The organism is Bradyrhizobium sp. SZCCHNPS1003, from assembly GCF_032381555.1.
In the GTDB taxonomy this organism is placed as follows: Bacteria; Pseudomonadota; Alphaproteobacteria; order Rhizobiales; family Xanthobacteraceae; genus Bradyrhizobium.
The window spans coordinates 284,722-308,401 of the sequence record NZ_JAUHIU010000003.1 but is presented as its reverse complement, the minus strand read 5'-3'; the positions used below and the strand labels follow the sequence as shown (position 1 = coordinate 308,401).

The window sequence follows — 23,680 nt, the reverse complement described above, 5'->3', positions numbered from 1 at the left end:
TGGCGGAGCCGTGGACTTCAAGCGGCGGACGGGACGACTGGTTGGTAGGGTTTGAGTTTGGCTTGTGGAAAAGCCTCAAATTGCAACGGTATTTATCGGTTCGGAACTGGCTCACGCGGCGTTGGGGCGCGAATGGCGGCCGGTTGAGGGATTGGCGCGCTGCGCGGCGAACAATTGCCCCACGTCGGCTGCGGGCTTCGGAGGGCTGAACAGATAGCCCTGCATCTCCGAGCAGCCGAGCCGCTTCAGCACCTGGCGCTGCGCCTCGGTCTCGACGCCCTCGGCGGTCGTCGACATCTTGCGGATGGCGGCGATGTTGACCACGGCCTGGACGATCGCCGCGGAGCCCTCACTCTCGGTGATGTCCTGGACGAAGCAGCGGTCGATCTTGATCTTGTCGAACGGAATGCGCTGGAGGTAGCTGAGGCTCGAATAGCCGGTGCCGAAATCGTCGAGCGCGATACGGACGCCGAGCGCGCGCAACTGGTGCAGGGTGTCGAGCGCGTCGTCGTCGCGGATCAGCACCGCTTCCGTGATCTCGAGCTCCAGCCGATGCGGCGGCAGGCCGGAGGTCGCAAGCGCATTCGCGACCTTGAGCGCCAGGGTGCCGCTCTTGAACTGCACCGGCGAGACGTTGACGGCGAGCCGGATGTCGTCCGGCCAGCTCACAGCCTCGGTACAGGCGACCTGAAGGACGCGTTCGCCGAGCAGGTTGATGAGGCCCGTGTCCTCGGCGATCGGAATGAACTCGGCCGGCGAGACGGTGCCGCGGGTCGGATGCTTCCAGCGCACCAGCGCCTCGCAGCCGACGATGCGGTCGTCCTGCAGGCTCAGACAAGGCTGGTAGTAGACCTCGAGCCGATCGTCGGCGATGGCCTGGCGCAGGTCGACCTCGAGCTGGTGGCGCGCCTTGACCTGGGCGTCCATCTCGGGCTCGAAGAAGCGCCAGGTGCGCCGTCCCGCGGCCTTGGCGGCGTACATCGCCAGATCGGCATTCTTCATGATCTGGTCGAGATCGGTGCCGTGCTCGGGGATCAGCGCCACGCCGATCGAGGCGTCGGCGGTGAGCTGATGGCCGAGGCAGTAGCGCGGGGCGCGGATCGCGCTGAGAATATCCTCGATCAGCTGTTCGACGTCCTCGCGGTTGCGGATGGCCGTCTGAACCACGGCGAACTCGTCGCCGCCGAGGCGGGCGACGAATCCCGTGGTGCCGACACAGGTGCTCAGGCTCGCCGCGACGGATTTCAACAGCTCGTCGCCGACGAGGTGGCCGAGCGAATCGTTGACGCCCTTGAACTCGTCGATGTCGATGTAGTGCAGCGCGAGGCGCCGGCCTTGGAGGACGCCGGTCAGCTCCTCCTTGAGGCGCTCGTGAAACAGGGTGCGGTTCGGCAGATCCGTCAGGGCATCATAGTGCGCCAGATGCGTGATCTGCTCCTCGGACCGTTTGCGCTCGGTAATGTCCTCGTGGGTGGCGAGCCAGCCGCCGCCCGCGATCGGCTCGTTGACGATCTGGATCCAGCGACCGTCCGTGGTCTCGATGATCTGCGAGGTCTTGCGGCCGATGTCGCGCAGCACCGCATCGGCATATTCGCCGTCGTCGCCCGCGAGCGAGCCGGTCGCCTTGCGGTGCGCGATCAACTCGCGGAACGTGCAGCCTGGTTTCACGACGTCGGCAGACAGGCCGTACATGTCGACGTAGCGCTGGTTGCTGATGACCAGGCGCTCCGATGCGTCGAACAGCAGGAGGCCCTGGGTCATGTTGTTGACGGCCTTGTCGAGCCGTTCCTTCTCCAGCGTCAAGCGGCGGCTGGAGGCGTCGTGGTCGCTGATCAACCGGCGCACCACGACGTAGAGCATGCCGGCGATCAGCAGCACCGAGGTCACGCCGACGGCGATCAGGAAGCGCATCTGCTCGCGCCAGTCGGCGAGCGCCGCCGAGACCGTCGTCGTCGCGGTCACGATCAAGGGATAGCTCGTCAGCCGGTGCGACGCGCCGATGCGGTGCTCGCCGTCGACGGGGCTGCTGAAAATGCCCGTGGTGTTGCCATCGCCGGCCAGGATCTGGCGGAAGATCGGCGCGCTCTTGTAGTTCTGGTTCTGCATGCCCTCGTGGCGTGGATGGCGGGCCAGAAGGGTTCCGTCGCGATGCATCATCGAGATCGCCGCGTCGGGCCCGAGCGCGACGGAGGCGAAGAACCGCTCGACATTGATGGGTTCGAGGCTGCGGCCGATGATGCCCAGGAACTCGCCGTTGGGACTGGTCAGCTTCAGGGCGATGACCGCGACATATGTGCCGGTGATCCGGCCCACGACCGGTTCGATCAGCAATTGCGGCGCGGTCGGATCGGCTTTCAGCCGCTTGAAAAAGGTGCGATCGGCAATATTGACGGGCGGCACCGGCCAGGTCGCTCCGGAGTTGATCAGGTTGCCGTCGGAGTCGAAGATGTTCAGACCGCCGACATAGGTCACCGCGCTCAGCTTGTCCTTCAGCATGGCATTGACGGCGGCGCTTCCCATCTGCTCCTTGAAGCGGGCGCCGGTGTCGATATGGTTCTGTCGGACGTAGTTGGCGAGATCGCGCTGGATCGCGCCGAGATCCTCCATCTGCTGATCGAAATGACGCGCCAGTAGAAGGACGGTGTTCTCCAGCTCGCGCGTCGCGCTGTTCAGCGCGCGTTCCCGGAAACTGTCGGCCATGATGGTCGTGCCGATCGCGATGGCTGCAATCAGCACGAGGCCTCCGCCGACCAGCCAGCGGATCGGTCCACCGCGGTCGGTCGAAGCTCTGAGGGCATTCCGTGGACTAGCGTTGGTCGTCATCGGTCCTGAATACGCTTGCGATAGGCGCTTCGGGATGGAACCGCTACGATGTCCCTCCCACAACCATTGCTATAGGCCCGCTATGGAAGTGAGGTTAGGAAGTTGAGTTAGCGAACAATTAATTCGAAGTTGTATTTGGTTTTCCAATACCTTCAGGCGCGATAATGCCCGGACTTGCCGCCGATCTTCTCGGTCAAACGGATACCTTCGATGCGCACGCCGCGCTCGGCGGCCTTGATCATGTCGTAGATCGTCAGGCAGGTGACGGACACGGCCGTCAGGGCTTCCATCTCGACGCCGGTCGGCCCGGTGACCTTGACGGTTGCACTGACGATGCAGCCGGGCAGCGCAGCGTCGGGGGTGATGTCGACGGTGACCTTGGAGAGCGCCAGCGGGTGGCACAGCGGAATGAGCTCGGATGTGCGCTTGGCGGCCATGATGCCGGCAATGCGGGCCGTGCCGAGTACGTCGCCCTTCTTGGCGTTGCCGGAGATGATGAGCTCGAGCGTCGCGGGACTCATCACCACGCGGCCTTCGGCTGTTGCCGTGCGCTCCGTTGCAGCCTTGTCCGACACGTCGACCATGCGGGCCTCGCCACGAGCATCGATGTGGGTGAGGGCGGGAGCGCCGGGTGACTTGTCGGACATGGTCACTCAGCCGCGCTGGCGGAGGCGGCATCGCGCGCGAGCAACGCGCGGGTCGCCACCGTGACGTCCGCCTGCCGCATCAGGCTCTCGCCGACCAGGAAGGTCTGGATGCCGACGCGCGCCAGGCGCGCGAGATCGCCGGGCGTGAAGATGCCGCTCTCGCCGACCAGCAGACGCTCCTTCGGGACCAGCGGCGCCAGCGTCTCGGAGGTCGCCAGCGTGGTCTCGAAGGTGCGCAGGTTGCGGTTGTTGATGCCGATCATCGGCGAGCGCAGCTTCAGCGCGCGATCGAGCTCGGCGCGATCATGGATCTCGATCAGCACATCCATGCCGTGGGCGAGCGCGGCGGCCTCGATCTCCGCAGCCGCGGCGTCGTCGAGCGCGGCCATGATGATCAGGATGCAGTCGGCGCCATGAGCGCGAGCCTCGACCACCTGATAGGTGTCGAACATGAAGTCCTTGCGCAGCACGGGCAGGGCGGTCGCGGCGCGTGCGGCGACCATGAAGTCCAGATGGCCCTGGAACGACGGCGTGTCGGTCAGCACCGAGAGGCAGGCCGCGCCGCCGGCCTCATAGGCCCTGGCGAGAACAGGCGGATCGAAATCGGCGCGGATCAACCCCTTCGACGGTGAAGCCTTCTTCACCTCCGCGATCAGCGCGTAGTCGCCGTTCGCATGCTTGGCTCGGATCGCCGCGACGAAGCCGCGCGGCGCTGAGGCATCACGCGCTCGCGCCTCGAGATCCGACAGCGGGCACGCCCGCTTGGCGGCCGCGATCTCCTCGCGCTTATAGGCTTCGATCTTGGCCAGGATATCCGACATGGCGCGCTCCGCAGATCAGTCGTTCGAGACGTCGATCAGCTGCTTCAGCCGCGCTGCTGCGGCGCCGCTGTCGAGCGAATCCCGGCCGATTGCGACGCCTTCCTTCAGCGTCTTGGCGCGGCCGGAAACGACCAGCGCCGCCGCGGCGTTCAGCAGGGCCACATCGCGATAGGGACTCGGCAGGCCATCGAGCACACTCTGCAGCGCCACGGCGTTGGCCGCCGCGTCACCGCCCTTCAGACCATCGCTGCCGCACAGGCCGAGCCCGGCCTCCTCGGGCGAGACCTCGAAGGTACGGATATGGCCGTTCTCCAAGGCGGCGACGAAGGTCGGGCCGGTCAAGGTGATTTCGTCGAGCCCGTCGGAGCCGTGCACGACCCAGGCGGATTCCGAGCCAAGATTCTTCAGCACCTGTGCCAACGGCTCCACCCATTGCCGCGAGAACACGCCGACCATCTGGCGCCTGACGCCGGCCGGATTGGACAGGGGACCGAGCAGATTGAAGATCGTGCGTGTGGCGAGCTCGACCCGGGTTGGACCGACGTTCTTCATCGCCGGATGATGCGCGGGCGCGAACATGAAGCCGATGCCGGCCTCACGCACGCAGCGCCCGACCTGGTCGGGCTTCAGATCGATCTTGACGCCGAGCGCGGCGAGCACGTCGGCCGCGCCCGAGCGCGACGACAGCGCGCGGTTGCCGTGCTTGGCGACCGGCACGCCGGCGCCGGCCACGATGAAGGAGGCGCAGGTCGAGACGTTGACCGAGCCGGAGCCGTCACCGCCGGTGCCGACGATGTCGACCGCGCTCGCCGGCGCGTCGACGCGCAGCATCTTCGCCCGCATCACGCTGACAGCGCCGGTGATCTCCTCGACCGTCTCGCCGCGCACGCGCAGCGCCATCAGCAGCGCGCCCATCTGCGACGGCGTCGCCTCGCCCGACATCATGCTGTCAAAGGCGGACGCCGCCTCCTCGCGGGACAGCGGCGCGCCGGTCGCCACCTTGCCAATGATCGACTTGAGATCGTCCATCGCGTGCCCCTAGCGATCCGTCATTGGTTGCTGCTGCCGCCGCCGACCACCTGGGCCACGGCAGCCTCGTTGATCGTCGTCCCGATGTCCTTCTCGAGCTTCATGACATAGGCCGTGCCTTGCTCGTCGGCGAGCGCGCGCTGCAACTGGTCCTTCAGCTTCTTGGTGTCTTCGGACGCGAGGTCGACCTTCGGCTCGATGATGTCGGTGACACGGAACACAATCCACTGCCGGCCGCCATCAGCCTCGGTCTGGCCGACGCCGTCCTTCGCCGTGCGGAATGCGGCGGTGATCGCTCCGGTGGGGACGCCGGGAACCGAGGCGTCGCGCTTGAACGCGCTGGCCGTCTCGACCTTCACGCCGAGCGATGCCGCCTCGTCGGCGAGCTTGCCGCCCTCGTTGAGCTTCTTGACCAGTTCGGTGGCCTTCGCGCGCAGCTTGGCTGCGACCTCGTCGTCGCGCCAGCGCGCGGCGACCTGATCCTTGACCTCGTCGAGGGGGCGATCGCGCGGCGGGGTGATGCCGAGAACCTCGAACCAGACAGAGCCGCCGCGGAACGAGATCGGCTCGTTGTCGACACCGACGTCGCTGTTGAAGGCCTGCGCAACGACATCCAGGCCAAGCGGGATGTTCGAAACGGGCTGGCCGTTGGGTTGCTTGCCGGACCTGTCGACCGCTTCGAGCGTGACGGCATTGAGACCGAGCTTCTTGGCGGCCTCTGACACGCTGGCGCCACCGCCGCGCTCGTCTTCCATCTTGTCGCGAAGATTGGCGACTTGCGACTTGGCGCGGTCGGCTGCGATCTCTTTCTTGATGTCGGCAGCGACGCTCTCATATTCTGGCTGTTGGCCCGGCTGAATCGCGCTGACCTTGACCAGCGCCACGTTGAACGCGCCTTTGACCGGCTGGCTGACCTCGCCGGTCGGCAGCGAGAAGGCGGTATCGGCAACGACAGGGTCGAGAATCGCCGATTTCGTCACCAGACCGAGATCGAGATCGGCTGGGTTGAGGTTGCGCTCCTTGGCGAGCTCGTCGAACGTGACTTCACCCGCGGCGATCCGGGCGCGCGCCGCTTGTGCCTCCTCCATGGTGGAGAAGGTCATCTGCTGGACTTGGCGCTTCTCCGGCGTGCCCATCAGCGCCTTGCGCTGGTCGAACAGCTTCCTGGCGTCCTCGTCAGATACGTCGGTCCACTTGCCGATTTCTTCGGGCGTCACCACGACGAAGGAGATCTTGCGATATTCCGGCGCCTTGAACTGGGCTTTGTGCTCTTCGAAATAGGACGCGAGAACCTCGGGCGAGGGCGCATCGATGGTGCCGGCCTGCGCCGCGTCGAGCTTGATGTAATCGATCGAGCGCTGCTCGTTCTGGAAGCGGCCGAGCGCCTCGAGCATCGTGTTGGACGGCTCCAGCCCGGCCGTGATCGTGCCGGTGATCTGCCGCCGCAGCGACTGTCGGCGTTGGTCAGCCAGATAGCGCTGCTCGGTGAAGCCGAAATTGCGGATGATGGCCTGGAAACGCTGCGGGTCGAACGCCCCGTTCGGGCCCTTGAAGTTGGGATCGCTGAGGATCACCCGCATGGTCTCCGCATCGGACTGGGCGAGACCGAGACGGCGGGCCTGCTCGTCGAGGGCGGCTTCCGCAATCGTCTGCTGCAGAACGGAGCGGTCGAGCCCGAACATGCGGGCTTGCTCGGTGGTCAGCGGACGGCCGAGCTGGCGGCCGATCTGCTGCAGCCGGTCGGTATAGATCTGCCGGAACTCGTTGACCGAGATCTCCGTGCGTCCCACGGTTGCAGCCGTCGACTGCCCGAAGCCGCGGAAGATGTCGGCGATGCCCCAGATGCCGAAACTGACGATCAAAACGCCCATGACCACCGCCATGATGGTCTTGCCGAGCCAGTTTGATGAGGCCTTGCGTAATCCTCGAAGCATGGGTCCAGTCTGTCTGCAGGAAAAAGGATGAAGAGGCCGCGCCTTAAAGCAGATTCCGCAAAAGGCCGTCACCGAGTTGAAACGGCTTATAGAGAGGCCGCCGCCCGGTCGCAACCTCGGCCCTGAGGCCGATTGAAGCGGTGGGAAGACGGCTCCCGCTCTGGTGCTCGTCGAAGGGCTCTGCTAGCCGATGTCCGTCACAACATTTGCTGGAATCCCGCCATGACCGACCGCATCCGGCCGCTGATCGCCGGCAACTGGAAAATGAACGGCCTGAAGGCCTCGACCGCCGAGTTCGACGCCATGCTGGCCGGAGCCGCCGAGGTCACCGGCAAGGCCGATCTGCTGGTCTGTCCGCCCGCCACTCTGGTGGCAGGCTTCGCCGAGAGGGCACGCGGCACCCACGCGATCGCGGTCGGGGCTCAGGATTGCCACCCCAAGGCGTCGGGAGCCCATACCGGGGACATCTCGGCGGAGATGCTGGCCGATGCCGGCGCCAGCGCCATCATCGTCGGCCATTCCGAACGGCGCGCCGATCATGGCGAAACCGATGTTGTGGTGCACCAGAAGACCGAGGCGGTGTGGCGCGCCGGACTGGTCGCGATCGTTTGCGTCGGCGAAACCCAGCAGCAGCGCGATGCCGGGCAGACGCTCGACATCCTGCGCGGCCAGCTCAACCTCAGTCTGCCGCAGGGCTCACGGGCCGACAACCTGGTCGTGGCCTATGAGCCGGTCTGGGCGATCGGCACCGGCCTGACCCCGACCGCCAAGGATGTCGAGCAGATTCATGCCTTTATCAGAGAGCTGCTGATCGATCGCTTCAAGCAGGAGGGAGCGCGGACGCGCATCCTCTATGGCGGCTCGGTGAAGCCCTCCAATGCGGCCGAGCTGATGGCGGTCGCGAATGTCAACGGCGCGCTGGTCGGCGGCGCCAGCCTGAAAGCCTCAGACTTTCTCGCCATTGCGAAGGGCTGTTGAGAAGCGATGTGAGCGAAAGCGCGCGCCTCAGTCCGCCTGTTCGATTCGCTTCCAATAGATCTTTGTGCCGGTGAGGCCGCCATGCGGCTTCAAGGCATAGTCCGGAATGGTTCCGCTCAGCTGGAAGCCGACGCTTTCATAGAGCCGTGAGGCGCCCCCATCCTCGGCGGTATCGAGGACCAGCACCGTCCGCCCATGCGTGCGGGCGAGGTTTTCGGCCGCGGTCAGCAGCGCGGTCGCGATTCCGCGTTTGCGGTGGCTGATGCGCGTCATCATCTTTGCGATCTCGGCGCGGTGCGGCTGGTTTGGCGGCAGCTTCAGCTGCAGCGTCACGGTCGCGATCACATCCTCTCCATCGAAGGCGCCAAGAACGGCTCGTTCGCCGCGCGCCGCGGCCGACAGCGATTCCCGCCAGAACGCGTCGGCATCCGCCTCGCGAAGCGGGTGCATGAAGCTGACCGAGCCACCATGGGCGACCGTTTCGATCAGCATTGCGCGAAGCGCAGCCCGGATTGCCGGTGTATCGGACAGGGCCGCGATTCGGGGCGGGGACATTCTCAACTCCTGGCAAGGGCGACGACGTAGACGCAGGGCGCGTCGGTCTCATTGGCAAAGGTGGTGTCGATCGGTGGGCCGAAGCCGAGGCAGTCGCCCGGCCCGAGCACGTGGCGTTCCGCGCCTTCCGTGATGGTCAATTGCCCGCTCTGAACCCAGAGGAGCTGGCGGATGTGGATGTAGGAGGAGGCCGGCAAGGTCACGCTGCGGTGCGCCGGCATCTCGACGGTCACCAATTCGATCGGATGATCCGGCCTGAGAAAGACCTGGCGCCTGACATAGCCCGTGTCCGGATCGCGCCAGACCGGCTGCTCGGCGGCCTTGGACAGGCGCTCCGACTGGGCTTCGGCGCGGAGCATCAAGCCGGCCAGCGTGAGATCGAAAGCGCTTGCGAGCTTAACCAGGATCACCGCGGTCGGGCTGACTTCGGCACGCTCGATCTTGCTGATGGTCGCCTTCGACACGCCAGAGCGTTCGGCGAGGTCGGCCAGCGACCACCCACGGCCGTCCCGTTCCAGCAGCAGGCGACGGGCGAGCCTCTGGCTGAAGTCGTCTACTATTTGATCCATTCGTCTCTAATAATGGATATTGAAGCGGCCGGCAAGTGTCGACCCGGAGGGCGACGTCGGCGCTTGTGCGAAGCGCGGTTGGGATTATCTGCGGGGTGGCGTTGCTCGACATGATCGTGTAACACCGCGCAAATTTCCGAATAGCCCGCGAAGCTCTCGCGATCCCGGCCCCCGGTCGGGGCCTGCGAGGGCTTGTGACGGAAGGTCACCATGCAGACTGTCTTGATCGTCATCCACCTCATGATTGTCGCCGTCCTGATCGGTACGGTGCTGTTGCAGAAATCCGAGGGCGGTGGCCTTGGCATGGGCGGCGGCGCCGGTTTCATGTCGAGCCGCGGCACGGCCAACCTGCTAACGCGCACGACCGCGATCCTGGCACTCCTCTTCTTCCTCACCAGCCTGGCGCTGACTTGGCTCGCGGGTCTGGATCGCAAGCCGACCTCGATTCTCAACAACCTGCCGGGGCAGACCCAGTCAGGCGGAGCGACCCCAGTGGCGCCGACCGCGGGCGGCGTGCTCGACCAGCTCAAGAAGGCCGACGAGCAGCAGGCACCCGCGGCTCCGGCTGCGCCGCAGGCCCCGCAGTCGCAATAACGCGGGCAAGCCATGCAGGAACGCAATTGGCGTCCTGCGTCATGAGGCGGTCTCAAGTACCTGAGACCATTAATATTTTGAAGTAACCCACAGGCCCGCGACAGCGTTGCGGGCTGCAAGCGATTCGTTTTGGCGAATCGAGCGCGCGGCATTAAAGGTAGGGTCCCATGGCGCGGTACATCTTCATCACCGGCGGCGTGGTTTCCTCGCTCGGAAAGGGTCTGGCTTCAGCCGCGTTAGGCGCGCTGCTGCAGGCCCGCGGCTACAAGGTCCGGCTTCGCAAGCTCGACCCCTATCTCAACCTCGATCCCGGCACGATGTCGCCGTATCAGCACGGCGAAGTGTTCGTGACCGACGACGGTGCCGAGACCGATCTCGATCTCGGCCACTATGAACGCTTCACCGGCCGTCCGGCGACCAAGGCCGACAACATCACCACGGGCCGGATCTACCAGGACATCCTGACCAAGGAGCGGCGCGGCGACTATCTCGGCGCGACCATCCAGGTCGTCCCGCACGTGACGAATGCGATCAAGGATTTCGTCCTGTCCGGGAATGACGAGTACGATTTCGTGCTGGTCGAGATCGGCGGCACCGTCGGCGACATCGAGGGCCTGCCGTTCTTCGAGGCGATCCGGCAGCTCGGCAACGAGCTGCCGCGCCATCACGCGATCTACATCCATCTCACGCTGCTGCCTTACATTCCGAGCGCCGGCGAGTTGAAGACCAAGCCGACGCAGCATTCGGTGAAGGAGCTGCGCTCGATCGGCATCCAGCCGGACATTCTGCTGTGCCGCACCGACCGTCCGATCCCGAAGGAGGAGCGGCGCAAGCTCGGCCTGTTCTGCAACGTGCGTGAAAGCGCCGTCATCGAGGCGCGTGACGTCGACAACATCTATGCCGTGCCGGAGGCCTATCATGCCGCCGGCCTCGACGACGAGGTGCTGGCCGCGTTCGGCATCGAGCCGCGGGTGCCGCCGGCGCTGGCGAGCTGGCACACGATCAACGAACGCGTCCGCAATCCCGAAGGTGACGTGACGATCGCGATCGTCGGCAAGTACACTGGCATGAAGGATGCCTATAAGTCGCTGATCGAGGCGCTCTCTCACGGCGGGATCGCCAACAAGGTCCGCGTCAAGCTCGACTGGATCGAGAGCGAGGTGTTCGAGAACGAAGACCCGGCGCCATTCCTCGAGCACGTCAACGGCATCCTGGTGCCCGGCGGCTTCGGCCAGCGCGGCGCCGAGGGCAAGATCCGCGCGGCGCGGTTCGCGCGGGAGCGTGACGTGCCGTATTTCGGCATCTGCTTCGGCATGCAGATGGCGGTGATCGAGGCGGCGCGCAATCTCGTCGGCATCACAGAGGCCAACTCGACCGAGTTCGGTCCGACGCCGGAGCCGCTCGTCGGCCTGATGACGGAATGGCTGCGCGGCAACGAGCTGGAGAAGCGCTCCAAGAGCGGCGATCTGGGCGGCACGATGCGGCTCGGCGCCTATCCTGCGGCGCTCAAGCGCGGCAGCCGCGTCTCCGAGGTCTATGGCGGCGCCACCGAGATCTCCGAGCGCCATCGCCACCGCTACGAGGTCAACACCGCCTACAAGGACAGGCTCGAGCAGCACGGTCTGAAGTTCTCCGGCCTGTCGCCGGACGGCGTGCTGCCGGAGATCGTGGAATACGAGGACCATCCCTGGTTCATTGGCGTGCAATTCCATCCCGAGCTGAAGTCGCGCCCGTTCGAGCCGCATCCCTTGTTCGCGTCCTTCATCCAGGCGGCGATGGTGCAGTCGCGGCTGGTCTGACGACCGTCTTTGACGGTGTGGCCGAATATTGCGAGAACGCTCCCGATCCAACAGATCAGGGAGTGACCAATGATCTACGAGAGCCGCATCTATCGCTGCATTCCGGGCCGGCTGCCGGCGCTGCTGAAGCGCTTCGAGACCACGACGCTGAAGCTGTGGGAGAAGCATGGCATCCGCCCGGTCGGCTTCTTCACGACCCTGATCGGCGAATCCAACCAGGACCTGACCTATTTCCTGGCCTGGGAATCGCTCGCCGAGCGCGAGACCAAGTGGACCAAGTTCATGACCGATCCCGATTGGATCGCGGCGCGCGCCAAGAGCGAGGAGGACGGCCAGATCGTCGCCAACATCACCAGCCAGTTCCTGGTGCCGACGGCGTTCTCGGCGTTGAACTAGAGCCCGGGCAGGGGCGGGGATGACCGATCCCCGCAACCCTGCTATTCGCGGGCACACGCCGGGTTGATCCGGACGCCAGCGCTGGGCCATGGTCGCGCGCTCACATGAGGATGATGTCGTGAACGCTTCGATCTCTGCCGCTCCGGTCGTCACGCTCGGCTCCGTCAAGTTTGGCAATCAGCTGCCGCTCGCGATCATCGCGGGACCATGCCAGCTCGAGAGCCGGGCGCACGCGCTGGAGGTGGCCTCGGCGCTCAAGGAGATCGCGACGCGGCTCGGCATCGGTCTCGTCTACAAGACCTCGTTCGACAAGGCCAACCGCACCAGCGCCTCCGCCGCACGCGGGCTTGGCCTTGCGCAGTCGCTGCCGATCTTCGCCGAGATCCGCTCCGCGCTCGGTCTGCCCGTGCTGACCGATGTGCATGACGCCGGCCAATGCGCCGAGGTGGCGCAGGCCGTCGACGTGCTGCAGATCCCGGCGTTCCTGTGCCGGCAGACCGACCTGCTGCTCGCAGCCGCCGCGACCGGCAAGGTCGTCAACGTCAAGAAGGGCCAGTTCCTGGCGCCCTGGGACATGGCCAATGTCGTCGCCAAGATCACGGGCTCCGGCAATCGCAACGTGCTGGTCACCGAGCGCGGCGTTTCGTTCGGCTACAACACGCTGGTCTCCGACATGCGCGCGCTGCCGATCATGGCGCGCACCACCGGCGCGCCTGTCATCTTCGACGCCACCCATTCGGTGCAGCAACCCGGCGGGAAGGGCACCTCGTCGGGCGGCGAGCGCGAATTCGTGCCGGTGCTGGCGCGGGCGGCGGTGGCGGTCGGCGTGGCCGGCGTGTTCATCGAGACGCATCCGGATCCCGATCATGCGCCCTCCGACGGGCCGAACATGGTGCCGCTGGCCGAGTTCGAGGGGCTGCTGCGCACGCTGATGGCGTTCGACCAGCTCGCAAAGGGGCAGGCGACGACCGGCCTCGCGCGCTGATGCACCAGCCCGTGGCCCGGCCCTCCGAGCAGCGCTTTCCTCCGGCCGTGAACATCATCGCGCTGGCGGGCTTCTCGGCGGCGCTGTCGACGCGCGCGCTCGATCCGGTGCTGCCGCACGTCGCCGAGGATTTTTCGATCAGCATCACGACTGCGGCCGGGATCGCGGCCGGCTATGCGCTGATCTATGCCCTGATCCAGCCCGCGATCGGCGCCGCCGCCGATCTGTTCGGCAAGGCGCGGCTGATGACGCTGTGCCTCGCATTGCTCGGTGTCGCCAGCATCCTCGGCGCGCTCGCCACCTCGTTTCCGCTGCTGTTCGCGACGCGCATCCTCGCCGGCATCGCCTCGGGCGGCGTGTTTCCGGTGGCGCTCGGGCTGACCAGCGATCTCGTTGCACCCGACAAGCGGCAGGTCGCGATCGGCCGCACGCTCGCGGGCTCGATGGCGGGCAACCTGCTCGGTGCGACGGCATCCGGCATCATCGGCGATCTCATCGGCTGGCGCGGCGTGCTCGCGATCCTCGGCGCGCTCGGGCTGATCGCCTCCTTCGCGGTGGCCGCAGGCTTTCGCGGCGCCAAGGTCACGCATGCGCCGACCACCGATCTCGCCGCGCTGAGGAAGGGCTACCGCACCATCTTCACCAACCCCAATTCGCGCTTCTGCTTCTCGGCGGTGTTCGTCGAAGGCTGCTGCGTGTTCGGGCTGTTTCCGTTCATCGCCTCGTTCCTGTTCGATCTCGGCGAGACCTCGCTGTCGATCGCGGGCATCGTCATCGCGGGCTTCGCGGTCGGCGGCCTGTTCTACACGTTCACGGTCTCGAACTTCCTGCCGCGGCTCGGCGTCAAGGGCATGATGATCACGGGCGCTGCCCTGGTCGGGCTGCAGCTTGCCGCGCTCGCCTTCGGTCCGGGCTGGAAGCTGCAGTTCGGCTGCATGCTGCTGATGGGCTGGGGCTTCTACATGATCCATGGCTGCCTGCAGGTGTTCGCCAGCGAGCTGTCGATCGGGGCGCGCGCGACCGCGATGTCGCTGCACTCGTTCTTCTTCTTCATGGGCCAGACGGTCGGCCCGATCGCCTATGGCTTCGGCCTGGTCCATGGCGGCAAGCAGCCGACGTTGCTGATCGCCGCCATCATGATGGTCGCGCTCGGCTTCGCCTGCGCCGCGCTGCTGCGGCAGCGGCCGCCGGCGGATGCGGCGGTCAGCTGACGGCCATGTCGGACACGGGCGCGGGCCCATTGCATCTGAAGACATGGTCCCGTCGCGGCAGCAACGCCTGCTCATTTGTTGCTCCGTCATGGCCGGGACAAGCCCGGCCATGACGACGTGGAGACGGGCGAGGGCAAAATGCCCATCGTTAGCTGCGATGGTCCTGGGAAAGTGCGGCGAGGGCGTTTCTCGCTCTCGATGCTGAAGATGCGCGGCTGAGACATATCGGCGCTTTCGTTGGCCGCGGGACGCACCGCCGCCATCTCGCGGCGCGACTGCGTCCGAGCTTTGCCATTTGGACATGCCCTCCTTCTGAGAAGAGGGCACGGGGAATGCCGGGAGCTGGCCGCCCCCATGGCCCGCCAGCGAGAAAAAATGCTGGCGGCAGGAACCACAGGTCCTATGGGGCGGCGGGTGGTCAAGAAGGGTTAGGATTGGATTTCCGAACCATCCGGCCCTCGGAGGATCAAGATGATCAAGCTCGATCGCACTGACACACCCGCCGCGGCGGAGCATGCCACGGTTTACCTCGCGTTTGAACTGAGCAAAGCGAAATGGAAGCTCGGCGTGCTGCTTCCTGGCTCGCAGAAACTGAGCCGGTACACGATCGGCGGCGGTGACTTGGCCGCCTTGGCGGCCCGGCTTGCGGACATGCGCAAGAAGGCTGCGGCTGCCGCGGGCGGCCGGCCGGTGCGCATCCTGTCATGCTACGAAGCAGGCTTGGATGGCCACTGGCTGCACCGATGGCTGAGCGGACAAGGCATCGTCAATCATGAGGTCGACCCTTCCAGCATCGAGGTGAACCGTCGTGCCCGGCGCGCCAAGACCGACCGGATCGATCTGGAGAAGCTGATGCGGGCGTTCCTCGCCCATTTGCGGGGCGAGCCTCGGGTCTGCAGCATCGTCCACGTGCCAAGCGTCGAGGATGAGGATCGCAAGCGCCGTACCCGTGAACGTGATCGCCTGATCCAGGAGTGCACGGCTCACAGCAACCGCATCAAGGGACTGCTGCACGGCCAGGGCATTCGCGACGTCCACCCGCTCGATCGCTCGTTCCTGGAAAGCCTTGCCAGCCTGCGCACTGGCGACGGTCGTCCACTGCCGGTGCGGCTCAAGGAAGAGATCGTGCGCGAACACGAGCGACTGTGCCTGGTGGCACGGCAGCTCAAGGAGCTCGAGGCCAAAAGCAAAGCCGAGCTGTGCGCCGCTCGGCCCGGCTCGCCGGAAGCCAGGATCATGCAGCTCATGGATCTCAGGAGCATCGGCCCGGTCGGCGGCCAGAAGTTGGTCAACGAGGTGTTCTATCGCGACTTCGACAACCGTCGTCAGGTCGGCAGCTACTTTGGTCTCACCGGCACGCCCTATGACAGTGGCGAGCGCAGCCGTGAGCAGGGCATCAGCAAAGCCGGCAACCGGCGCGCCCGTGAGCTCGCGGTCGAGCTGGCGTGGCTATGGACCGTTCATCAGCCGGACAGCGCACTGACACGCTGGTTCCGCGAGCGGGTGCGCGACATCAAGGGACGCATCCGGCGAATTGCCATTGTCGCTCTGGCACGCAAGCTGATGGTGGCGCTGTGGCGCTATCTGGTGACCGGCGTTGTTCCCGAAGGCGCCGTGCTGCGTCCAACTTCGTAAACGGCTGCGCGCGCCATGACAGCCGACGTGAGCCAGGACCGACGCGTGACCGTGCTGAACCGGGGGCATAAACCTCCCGCTCTCACAGAGGGGTCCCGTCTTGACTGGGCCTTACCTTCCCCCGTGCATGAAAGATCAGGGTACCGGGCCTCGCGCCCGACCGGATACAAGGTGATGCGGTCGTTCCGCATTGTCGTTCACGGCCCAATCCTCGCATCACGTCCGGCCTGCCATCGCGACACCGCGCGTTGCGGGCGCGCCATGATGGCGCCAAGCTCGGCGCGCTCAAGGCCGCTGACGCGCCGCCTCCGGCGGTGGCCTTCGGCCAGCCTTGACCGCGCCTCTCCTTGGCGCCAAAGACCGCCCCCAACAAACGACGCCCCTCTTGACAACTTACTCCCCATACAAGGTTCAGCCGAGACATCCCGGCATTCCCCGCGCGATGGTTGGGCGGCTTATACGTACTCTCCCCGGGGACCGGGCTGTCTTGCCCCCGTGACCGGCGGATCATCACCACCAGCGTGACCTCAGCGTCGGGAGGCCAGGACCATACGATTTCGCCGGCGCATCAGGACCGTTCGTCCGCATGAGTGATCACGCTGCGACCCCGACACGCCCACCGCATCCCGCCTCAACGTCCGTGACGACCGCGAAGCGCCCCTCTGATCGAGACGGGACGGGAGCAATCAATCACGAATTCCGATAAAGCGAAAGAAGAATGTTTTTCGCGGAAGATCTGGACAGGGGTGATCGCCCTGAGCGGACAACAAAATTCAGTTTTGAGGCGCAGGAGGTTCAGCAGTCGAAATCGATGGCGAAGGGCCTCGCCTGATAGCAACCATGCCCGACGGGCGACCCGCCGCCACGGACGGTCATTGATGCGGGACTTTGCATGCGCTGCGCCGCAAATGCGTGCGCCGGCCGATACAACCTGAAGGTATTTTGACTTGCGTTTCTGATTTGTTCTATTTAACATTCTTGGCGGGTGAGTGAAGGGAGAACGACGGTGAAGCGGGCGGGGCGTTTGTTGCTGCATGTCGCGATCGTTGCGGGCGGTTTCCATCAGGCGCTGGCGCAGCCCTCGGCCAAGTCCGAGAGCCCACGCGTTGCTGCGACGGCGCCTGCCAAGATCCTGCTCAGCGCCCACAGGGGCGATGCGACCATTCTGACCATCTCCGACCAGGATAGCGACACCGCCGCGGTGACGTTCCGGATCGAGCTCGACGACGCGATCGAGAGCTGCCTGCGCGAGCCGCCGCCTGACGACATCAAGCCGGCGGAAGTGGCGCGTTGCGCCAAGCAGGTCATGGATCTCAACGCCGGCAAACAGACCAAGCGGCGGGCGATGTGCTCCAAGAACACGGTTTATACCGAGTTCGGCAACTACTCGCTGGTCGGCACCGGGGAGCCTCAGTCGAGCGGCGAAAAAAAGAAGATGATCCGCACCAACTGGAAGGATCATCGCAACGAGCAGATCGTCGACAACAGCACGGCGGCGAGGACGGACGCAATGCTGAGTACGTTTCAGATCCTGTGTCCATCCGCCTACAAGGCGAAGTTCGACGGCTACTACGCGTATTGAGGCAGGAGCGCGCGATCGGCGACTACCAGTCGAGGTTGGCCGAGCGGCACGTCTCGCAGACGCTCACATCGTCCTTCTGGGAAAGCGGACGACGGCAGCGGTGGCACGTGCCTTCCGTCAGCGTGACATGCAGCGTCAGAGCTTTGGCTTCCCTCATCGAGAAGCCAAACTGGGCGACGAGCAGTTTGTGGCCCTCAATCTGGCTGCGGCGGATTTCGGCTGCAATTCTCGCCTTGTCCGTTGCTGACAGCGAAGACGGCCACGTGACGGTTGTGGTGCACTTGGGACAGAACACCGACAGGCGGGCATATTCGACTGCGCCGTTCACGACCGCGCCTTCCGCTTCTCGATCGTCATCACCCCCGCCCGCGATACGGCGCCACGCCCTGGTCCGGCACCCAAAGGCCTTTCGGCAGCCTGCCGGTCTGCCAGAACACGTCGATCGGGATGCCGCCGCGGGGGTACCAGTAGCCGCCGATGCGCAGCCATTTCGGCTTGATCTCGGCGGCGAGGCGTTTGCCGATGGCCACCGTGCAGTCCTCGTGGAAGGCGCCGTGGTTGCGGAAGCTCGCCAGATAGAGCTTGAGCGACTTCGATTCCACCAGCCACGGGCCGGGCGCGTAGTCGATCACGAGATGGGCGAAGTCCGGTTGTCCCGTTACCGGGCATAGCGAGGTGAACTCCGGCACGGTGAAACGGGCCAGGTAATCCGTGTCGTTCTGCGGATTGGGAACGCGGTCGAGCCTCGCCGCCTCGGGACTGTCGGGCTGGGCGACCTCCCGGCCAAGTTGAAGCTGCGCCGATGTCTCGGATTTGGTGGATCTTTTCGCCATGTCTCGGAAAGGCTCGGGTCACGGGTGAGGGTGGCGCCGTCTTAACCAATCGCCGGCCTCGCGTCATCCGCCTCGTGATTTGGCGGCTTCGTGATTTGGCCGCGACTTCTTCGCGACTTGGCCTTTTCGGCCTCCCGTCCCTGCGGTAGAAGCAGCGCAACAACGCCCACCCAGAAACGCCCGCGAGAGGACCTCATGACCGCCATCGTCGACATCATCGGCCGCGAAATCCTGGACAGCCGCGGCAATCCCACGGTCGAGGTCGACGTCGTGCTGGAGGACGGGTCGGTCGGCCGCGCTGCCGTGCCGTCCGGCGCCTCCACCGGCGCCCATGAGGCGGTCGAGCTGCGCGACGGCGACAAGCACCGCTATCTCGGCAAGGGTGTGCTGAAGGCCGTCGAGGCCATCAACGACGAGGTCTATGAGGCCTTGAGCGACATGTCGGTGCAGGACCAGGTCCAGATCGACCAGATCCTGATCGAGCTCGACGGCACCGAGAACAAGAGCCGGATCGGCGCTAACGCCATCCTCGGCGTCTCGCTCGCCTGCGCCAAGGCGGCGGCGATCTCCTATGACATGCCGCTGTATCGCTATGTCGGCGGCACCTCGGCGCGGACCCTGCCGGTGCCGATGATGAACATCGTCAATGGCGGCGTGCACGCCGACAACCCGATCGATTTCCAGGAATTCATGATCATGCCGGTGGGCGCGCCGAGCTTCGCGGAGGCGCTGCGCTGCGGCTCGGAGATCTTCCACACGCTCAAGGCCGAGCTGAAGAAGGCGGGCCACAACACCAATGTCGGCGACGAGGGCGGCTTCGCGCCGAACCTGCCGTCGGCGGACGCCGCGCTCGACTTCGTCATGAGCGCGATCGGCAAGGCCGGCTACACCGCCGGCGAGGACGTGATGCTGGCGCTCGACTGCGCCGCGACCGAGTTCTTCAAGGACGGCAAGTACGTCTACGAGGGCGAGAACAAGTCGCGCTCGCGCTCCGAGCAGGCCAAGTATCTTGCGGACCTGGTCGCCCGCTACCCGATCGCCTCGATCGAGGACGGCATGTCCGAGGACGACATGGACGGCTGGAAGGAGCTGACCGACCTGATCGGCCACAAGTGCCAGCTGGTGGGCGACGACCTGTTCGTCACCAACGTCAACCGTCTTGCCGACGGCATCCGCAACGGGCGCGCCAATTCGATCCTGATCAAGGTCAACCAGATCGGCACGCTGACGGAGACGCTGGCCGCGGTCGAGATGGCCTACAAGGCCGGCTACACCGCCGTGATGTCGCACCGCTCGGGCGAGACCGAGGATTCGACGATTGCCGATCTCGCCGTCGCCACCAATTGCGGGCAGATCAAGACCGGCTCGCTGGCGCGAGCCGACCGCACCGCCAAGTACAACCAGCTGCTGCGCATCGAGCAGGAGCTGGATGCGCAGGCCAAATATGCGGGCAGGGCGGCGCTGAAGGCCTTGGCCTGAGCCTGCGCTGAAGAAGAACCAACAGGGGAGGCGCGCATGGGTGTCGAGACAGGCCTGCAACTGCGGACGCTGATCAAGCGCAGCGGCGAGCTCGAGCTCTCGCTGGTCGACGTGCCGACCCCCGAGCCGGGGCCGGACGAGGTGGTGGTGCGCATCGAGGCGGCGCCGATCAATCCGTCCGATCTGGGCCTCCTCGTCGGCGCGGCCGATCTGTCGACCCTGCAGGCGTCCGGCACCACGGACCGCCCCGTGGTCACGGCCAAGGTGCCGGAGGCGGGGATGCGGGCGATGGCCGGCCGGCTCGATGAGTCCTTGGCCGTCGGCAACGAGGGCGCGGGCGTCGTGGTCAAGACCGGCTCCTCGGACGCCGCGAAGGCGCTGATGGGCCGCACTGTCGCGGCCATCGGCGGCGCGATGTACAGCCAGTATCGCTGCCTCAAGGTCTCCGAATGCCTGCCGCTGCCGGCCGGCACCACGCCGGCCGAGGGCGCCTCCTGCTTCGTCAACCCGCTGACCTCGCTCGGCATGACCGAGACGATGCGGCGCGAGGGCCATACCGCGCTGGTGCATACCGCAGCCGCCTCCAATCTCGGGCAGATGCTCAACAAGATCTGCCTCAAGGACGGCATCCCGCTCGTCAACATCGTGCGCAGTGCAGCACAGGCCGAGATCCTGCGCGGCCTCGGCGCCAAATACGTGGTGGATTCGACGGCGCCGACCTTCATGGACGACCTGATCGCGGCGCTGGTCGAGACCGGCGCGACCATCGCCTTCGACGCGATCGGTGGCGGCAAGCTCGCCGGCCAGATCCTCAACGCGATGGAAGCTGCGATCAACAAGTCCGGCAAGCATCCCTACAGCCGCTACGGCTCGAACGTGCACAAGCAGGTCTACATCTACGGCAGCCTCGACACGCGCCCGACCGAGATCACGCGCGGCTTCGGCATGACCTGGAGCGTCGGCGGCTGGCTGCTGTTTCCGTTCCTGATGAAGATCGGCAAGGCGGATACCGAGCGGTTGCGGCAGCGCGTCGTCGACGAGCTCAAGACGACCTTCGCGAGCCACTACACCAAGGTCGTATCACTCCCCGAAGCCCTCGATCCGGCCAATCTCGCCGTGTACGCCAAACGGGCCACCGGCGAAAAATTCCTCATCGACCCCAACAAAGAGAAGTGACCTAACGTCGCTCCCGGGACGTTGCTGACGGGCTTGCGTTTGGCCCGCATGCGGAGAAAATCCGCCCCGTTTGTCTGGGGGCGGTGTCAGCCGCATGGAGCACTGAGGAGAGATTTGTCATGACCCTATTGGATCGCCGTCGATTTCTGGCCGGTGCGGCCCTCGCCGGAGCTGCGACCGCTCTGCCGCCGCTGGCCGCGCCGGCACGCGCGGCGGTTGCGCCCGCCGGCGCGCAGGCGCCCGGCTTCTACCGCTACAAGGTCGGCGACTACGAATGCACCTCCGTCAATGACGGCGCGCGCACCTTTCCGATGCCCGACAAGTTCGTCGTCAACACGGCGAAGGACGACGCGCTCGCCGCTGCCGAAAGCGCCTACATGCCGAAGGGCATGATCACGATCCCCTTCAATCCGCAGCTGATCAACACCGGCTCCAAGCTGGTCCTGATCGACACCGGCAACGGCGCTGGCGCCTTCGAGGCCAGCAAGGGCGCGGTCGGACGCACGCTGCAGAACCTCTCTGCCGCCGGCGTCGATCCGAAGAGCATCGACGTCGTCGTGCTCTCCCACATGCATGGCGACCACATCAACGGCCTCAAGCTCGCCGACGGCTCGCTGGCATTTCCGAACGCCGAGCTGAAGGTGCCGGCCAAGGAGTGGGCGTTCTGGGCCAGCGACGAGAATGCCGCCAAGGCGCAGACCGACTTGATGAAGGGCAATTTCGCCAACTTCAAGAAGGTGTTCGGCGGGCTCGAGAGCAAGGTCACCCAGTACGAGTGGGACAAGGAGGTCGCGCCCGGCATCACCGCGCTTGGCACGCCCGGTCACACGCCGGGCCACACCTCGTTCGCGGTCGCGTCCGGCAATGCCAGGGTCCTGATCCAGGCCGACGTCACCAACGTCCCCGAGCTGTTCCTGCGCAACCCGGACTGGCACGTGATGTTCGACACCGATGCCGCGATGGCGCAGGAGACGCGGCACAAGTTCTACGACATGGCCGCCGCCGAGAAGGCCAAGGTGATCGGCTTCCACTTCTCTTTCCCTTCAGTGGGCTATGTCGAGAAGGACGGCGCCAAGTACCGGCTGATTCCGGCGCCGTGGAATCCGGTGATCTGAATATCGGTTAGCGTCATTGCGAGGAGCCCCCGGGTCTCGCCTCCGGCGAGCCCGAGGACAGGCTCCGCGACGAAGCAATCCAGAGTCCCAACCGAGCCCTGGATTGCTTCGCTTCGCTCGCAATGACGGAGGAGAGAGGGGGCCGCCTTCGGGCGGCCTGAGCGTTTTTGCATATGCGAAATGTCGGGCTTTCCGCGCCTGTTGCGAACCCCTATGTCGAGCACCTCGGAAATCCCGCAGGATTCGTATGTCGACCGATCCCTCTCCCTCCAACGCCGATCTCTCCAACTGGCGCACTGCGCCGTTCAGCCGCTGGGCCTTTCACAACATCCGCGCGATCCTGCCGGTCGCCGACATCGAGAGCGCGCCGGGCAGCGCCTGGACGCTGCCGTCGAGCCTCGTGTCGTTCGACGATTTCAGCGTGCGGCTGCCCAAGGGCGGCACGCTCGATCTCGACGGTTTCCTGAAGGCGACGGCGACCGACGGGCTCCTGATCCTGCAGGACGGCCGCATCGTCTTCGAGATGTATGACGGCGGCACCGACCGCGACACGCCGCACATCCTGATGTCGGCGACCAAGTCGATCACAGGGCTGATGGCCGGCATCCTGGCCGGCCGCGGCGAGCTCGACGTCGACGCCGAGGTCACGCGCTACGTGCCGGAAGTGGCGGCCACGGCCTATCGCGGCGCCACGATCCGCCAATTGCTCGACATGCGAGCGGGCGTCGTGTTCGACGGCGCCGGCCTGCAGGCCTATGCCGACGCCGCGGGCTGGGAGCCGGTCGCACCTCGCACGACGCCGAACCTGCACGATTTCTTCGAGACGATGCGCGCGCAGGCGATTCCGCATGGCGGCACCTTCAGCTACGTCTCCGCCAACACCGATCTGCTCGGCTGGGCGATCGAGCGGGCCACCGGCCGCAGCTTCGCGAGCCTGGTCAGCACCTTGCTGTGGAAGCCGATGGGGGCGAGCGGCGAGGCCTTCATCACGCTCGACCGCAAGGGCGCGCCGCGCTGCACCGGCGGGTTCTGCGCCACGCTGCGCGACGTTGCGCGGCTCGGCCAGCTCGTGCTGTCAGGCGGCCGGCGCGGCTCGCACACGATCATCCCCGAGGGCTGGCTCGACGACATCAGGCACAATGGCGACGCCCAGGCGTGGCGCGACGGGCAGTGGCGCGACAGCTTTGCCGCCATCAGCCGCAACATGCATTATCGCAGCGGCTGGTACGTCATCAACGACCAGCCGCAGCTCATGTTCGCGATGGGCATTCACGGCCAGAACCTGTTCGTGGATACGTCCAACGACATCGTGATCGCCAAGGTCTCGTCATGGGCGCAGCCCGTCGATGGCCAGGCGATCTGGCTGACGCACCAGGCGGTGGCGGAATTCACCCGTCACCTCAAAGAGACGGGTTGAGCCCGAGGGAAGCGGCAGGCGGGTGGGGGCATCGAGCGCCTCTTGCGATGAAGCGCAGTGTTTCGCGGGATCCGGTTTCATGCACTTGCATGTTCCTGCCGG

General features: G+C 65.8%; 21 protein-coding genes. 12 read left to right on the top strand and 9 right to left on the bottom strand.

Features of this window, described 5'->3' with window-relative positions; all coding sequences use genetic code 11:
- Positions 1-111: 111 nt before the first annotated feature.
- The 5 genes from QX126_RS07325 to QX126_RS07305 all read right to left on the bottom strand — a co-directional run bounded on the left by QX126_RS07325 (position 112) and on the right by QX126_RS07305 (position 7,254).
- Positions 112-2,823, bottom strand: coding sequence for an EAL domain-containing protein (locus QX126_RS07325; RefSeq protein ID WP_315780175.1), 2,712 nt, complete (start codon positions 2,821-2,823; stop codon positions 112-114).
- A gap of 152 nt (positions 2,824-2,975) precedes the next feature.
- Positions 2,976-3,470, bottom strand: a complete 495-nt coding sequence (moaC, locus tag QX126_RS07320; RefSeq protein ID WP_315738207.1) for a cyclic pyranopterin monophosphate synthase MoaC — start codon at positions 3,468-3,470, stop codon at positions 2,976-2,978.
- A 2-nt stretch (positions 3,471-3,472) separates the two neighbouring features.
- On the bottom strand, positions 3,473-4,291 hold the full coding sequence (trpC, locus tag QX126_RS07315) for an indole-3-glycerol phosphate synthase TrpC (RefSeq protein ID WP_315780174.1): 819 nt from the start codon (positions 4,289-4,291) through the stop codon (positions 3,473-3,475).
- A 15-nt stretch (positions 4,292-4,306) separates the two neighbouring features.
- A complete protein-coding gene (gene trpD, locus QX126_RS07310) occupies positions 4,307-5,320 on the bottom strand; it encodes an anthranilate phosphoribosyltransferase (protein ID WP_315780172.1) in 1,014 nt (337 codons plus the stop codon).
- Between the two features lie 20 nt (positions 5,321-5,340).
- Entirely contained in the window at positions 5,341-7,254 is a 1,914-nt protein-coding gene (locus QX126_RS07305; RefSeq protein ID WP_315780170.1) for a peptidylprolyl isomerase, read from the bottom strand.
- A gap of 222 nt (positions 7,255-7,476) precedes the next feature.
- Between QX126_RS07305 and tpiA the strand changes: the two genes are divergently transcribed.
- Positions 7,477-8,232, top strand: coding sequence for a triose-phosphate isomerase (tpiA, locus tag QX126_RS07300; protein WP_315775013.1), 756 nt, complete (start codon positions 7,477-7,479; stop codon positions 8,230-8,232).
- 27 nt (positions 8,233-8,259) lie between these two features.
- Here tpiA and QX126_RS07295 read toward each other — a convergent pair whose 3' ends face one another.
- Together QX126_RS07295 and QX126_RS07290 are read right to left on the bottom strand one after the other, a co-directional pair.
- Positions 8,260-8,787: a GNAT family N-acetyltransferase gene (locus QX126_RS07295; protein WP_315780168.1), complete on the bottom strand. Its 528-nt coding sequence runs from the start codon at positions 8,785-8,787 to the stop codon at positions 8,260-8,262.
- Between the two features lie 2 nt (positions 8,788-8,789).
- Entirely contained in the window at positions 8,790-9,356 is a 567-nt protein-coding gene (locus QX126_RS07290; protein ID WP_315756702.1) for an XRE family transcriptional regulator, read from the bottom strand.
- Positions 9,357-9,566: 210 nt separating this feature from the next.
- On the opposite strand from QX126_RS07290, the gene secG reads away from it, so the two are divergent.
- From secG to QX126_RS07255, 7 genes are all read left to right on the top strand, one after another.
- A complete protein-coding gene (secG, locus tag QX126_RS07285) occupies positions 9,567-9,950 on the top strand; it encodes a preprotein translocase subunit SecG (protein WP_315738200.1) in 384 nt (127 codons plus the stop codon).
- 167 nt (positions 9,951-10,117) lie between these two features.
- A complete protein-coding gene (locus QX126_RS07280; protein ID WP_315775009.1) occupies positions 10,118-11,749 on the top strand; it encodes a CTP synthase in 1,632 nt (543 codons plus the stop codon).
- A 69-nt stretch (positions 11,750-11,818) separates the two neighbouring features.
- Positions 11,819-12,145: an NIPSNAP family protein gene (locus QX126_RS07275; protein WP_315780165.1), complete on the top strand. Its 327-nt coding sequence runs from the start codon at positions 11,819-11,821 to the stop codon at positions 12,143-12,145.
- A gap of 118 nt (positions 12,146-12,263) precedes the next feature.
- The gene (gene kdsA / locus QX126_RS07270) at positions 12,264-13,130 is read left to right on the top strand and encodes a 3-deoxy-8-phosphooctulonate synthase (RefSeq protein WP_315780164.1); all 867 of its coding nucleotides are present in this window, start codon (positions 12,264-12,266) and stop codon (positions 13,128-13,130) included.
- Positions 13,130-14,341, top strand: coding sequence for an MFS transporter (locus tag QX126_RS07265; protein WP_315780163.1), 1,212 nt, complete (start codon positions 13,130-13,132; stop codon positions 14,339-14,341). Before kdsA ends, QX126_RS07265 begins: the two co-directional genes overlap by 1 nt.
- Positions 14,342-14,812: 471 nt before the next feature.
- Positions 14,813-15,976, top strand: a complete 1,164-nt coding sequence (locus QX126_RS07260; protein ID WP_315778738.1) for an IS110 family transposase — start codon at positions 14,813-14,815, stop codon at positions 15,974-15,976.
- 1,006 nt (positions 15,977-16,982) lie between these two features.
- Complete coding sequence (locus tag QX126_RS07255) at positions 16,983-17,558, top strand: hypothetical protein (protein WP_315780161.1); 576 nt, start codon at positions 16,983-16,985, stop codon at positions 17,556-17,558.
- A 22-nt stretch (positions 17,559-17,580) separates the two neighbouring features.
- Here the strand turns inward: QX126_RS07255 and QX126_RS07250 are convergent, their stop codons facing one another.
- Both QX126_RS07250 and queF read right to left on the bottom strand, forming a co-directional pair.
- Positions 17,581-17,886 carry a hypothetical protein gene (locus QX126_RS07250; RefSeq protein ID WP_315780159.1) on the bottom strand — a complete coding sequence of 102 codons (306 nt, stop codon included), beginning with the start codon at positions 17,884-17,886 and terminating at the stop codon, positions 17,581-17,583.
- A 28-nt stretch (positions 17,887-17,914) separates the two neighbouring features.
- A complete protein-coding gene (gene queF, locus QX126_RS07245) occupies positions 17,915-18,391 on the bottom strand; it encodes a preQ(1) synthase (RefSeq protein WP_315780158.1) in 477 nt (158 codons plus the stop codon).
- A 195-nt stretch (positions 18,392-18,586) separates the two neighbouring features.
- Between queF and eno the strand changes: the two genes are divergently transcribed.
- The 4 genes from eno to QX126_RS07225 all read left to right on the top strand — a co-directional run bounded on the left by eno (position 18,587) and on the right by QX126_RS07225 (position 23,578).
- Positions 18,587-19,870: a phosphopyruvate hydratase gene (gene eno, locus QX126_RS07240; RefSeq protein ID WP_315738192.1), complete on the top strand. Its 1,284-nt coding sequence runs from the start codon at positions 18,587-18,589 to the stop codon at positions 19,868-19,870.
- Between the two features lie 36 nt (positions 19,871-19,906).
- Positions 19,907-21,046: a zinc-binding dehydrogenase gene (locus tag QX126_RS07235; RefSeq protein ID WP_315780156.1), complete on the top strand. Its 1,140-nt coding sequence runs from the start codon at positions 19,907-19,909 to the stop codon at positions 21,044-21,046.
- Positions 21,047-21,165: 119 nt separating this feature from the next.
- Positions 21,166-22,161 carry an MBL fold metallo-hydrolase gene (locus QX126_RS07230; RefSeq protein ID WP_315780155.1) on the top strand — a complete coding sequence of 332 codons (996 nt, stop codon included), beginning with the start codon at positions 21,166-21,168 and terminating at the stop codon, positions 22,159-22,161.
- A 247-nt stretch (positions 22,162-22,408) separates the two neighbouring features.
- On the top strand, positions 22,409-23,578 hold the full coding sequence (locus QX126_RS07225; protein WP_315780153.1) for a serine hydrolase: 1,170 nt from the start codon (positions 22,409-22,411) through the stop codon (positions 23,576-23,578).
- Positions 23,579-23,680: the final 102 nt, after the last annotated feature.

What these genes read in the sequence shown, in the direction of transcription:
- trpC (WP_315780174.1), bottom strand. Translation starts at nt 4,291, where the DNA reads ATGTCGGATATCCTGGCCAAGATCGAAGCCTATAAGCGCGAGGAGATC.
- trpD (WP_315780172.1), bottom strand. Translation starts at nt 5,320, where the DNA reads ATGGACGATCTCAAGTCGATCATTGGCAAGGTGGCGACCGGCGCGCCG.
- QX126_RS07295 (WP_315780168.1), bottom strand. Translation starts at nt 8,787, where the DNA reads ATGTCCCCGCCCCGAATCGCGGCCCTGTCCGATACACCGGCAATCCGG.
- secG (WP_315738200.1), top strand. Translation starts at nt 9,567, where the DNA reads ATGCAGACTGTCTTGATCGTCATCCACCTCATGATTGTCGCCGTCCTG.
- QX126_RS07290 (WP_315756702.1), bottom strand. Translation starts at nt 9,356, where the DNA reads ATGGATCAAATAGTAGACGACTTCAGCCAGAGGCTCGCCCGTCGCCTG.
- QX126_RS07305 (WP_315780170.1), bottom strand. Translation starts at nt 7,254, where the DNA reads ATGCTTCGAGGATTACGCAAGGCCTCATCAAACTGGCTCGGCAAGACC.
- QX126_RS07280 (WP_315775009.1), top strand. Translation starts at nt 10,118, where the DNA reads ATGGCGCGGTACATCTTCATCACCGGCGGCGTGGTTTCCTCGCTCGGA.
- QX126_RS07225 (WP_315780153.1), top strand. Translation starts at nt 22,409, where the DNA reads ATGTCGACCGATCCCTCTCCCTCCAACGCCGATCTCTCCAACTGGCGC.
- QX126_RS07325 (WP_315780175.1), bottom strand. Translation starts at nt 2,823, where the DNA reads ATGACGACCAACGCTAGTCCACGGAATGCCCTCAGAGCTTCGACCGAC.
- queF (WP_315780158.1), bottom strand. Translation starts at nt 18,391, where the DNA reads ATGGCGAAAAGATCCACCAAATCCGAGACATCGGCGCAGCTTCAACTT.
- QX126_RS07230 (WP_315780155.1), top strand. Translation starts at nt 21,166, where the DNA reads ATGACCCTATTGGATCGCCGTCGATTTCTGGCCGGTGCGGCCCTCGCC.
- eno (WP_315738192.1), top strand. Translation starts at nt 18,587, where the DNA reads ATGACCGCCATCGTCGACATCATCGGCCGCGAAATCCTGGACAGCCGC.
- tpiA (WP_315775013.1), top strand. Translation starts at nt 7,477, where the DNA reads ATGACCGACCGCATCCGGCCGCTGATCGCCGGCAACTGGAAAATGAAC.
- moaC (WP_315738207.1), bottom strand. Translation starts at nt 3,470, where the DNA reads ATGTCCGACAAGTCACCCGGCGCTCCCGCCCTCACCCACATCGATGCT.
- QX126_RS07235 (WP_315780156.1), top strand. Translation starts at nt 19,907, where the DNA reads ATGGGTGTCGAGACAGGCCTGCAACTGCGGACGCTGATCAAGCGCAGC.
- QX126_RS07265 (WP_315780163.1), top strand. Translation starts at nt 13,130, where the DNA reads ATGCACCAGCCCGTGGCCCGGCCCTCCGAGCAGCGCTTTCCTCCGGCC.
- QX126_RS07260 (WP_315778738.1), top strand. Translation starts at nt 14,813, where the DNA reads ATGATCAAGCTCGATCGCACTGACACACCCGCCGCGGCGGAGCATGCC.
- QX126_RS07275 (WP_315780165.1), top strand. Translation starts at nt 11,819, where the DNA reads ATGATCTACGAGAGCCGCATCTATCGCTGCATTCCGGGCCGGCTGCCG.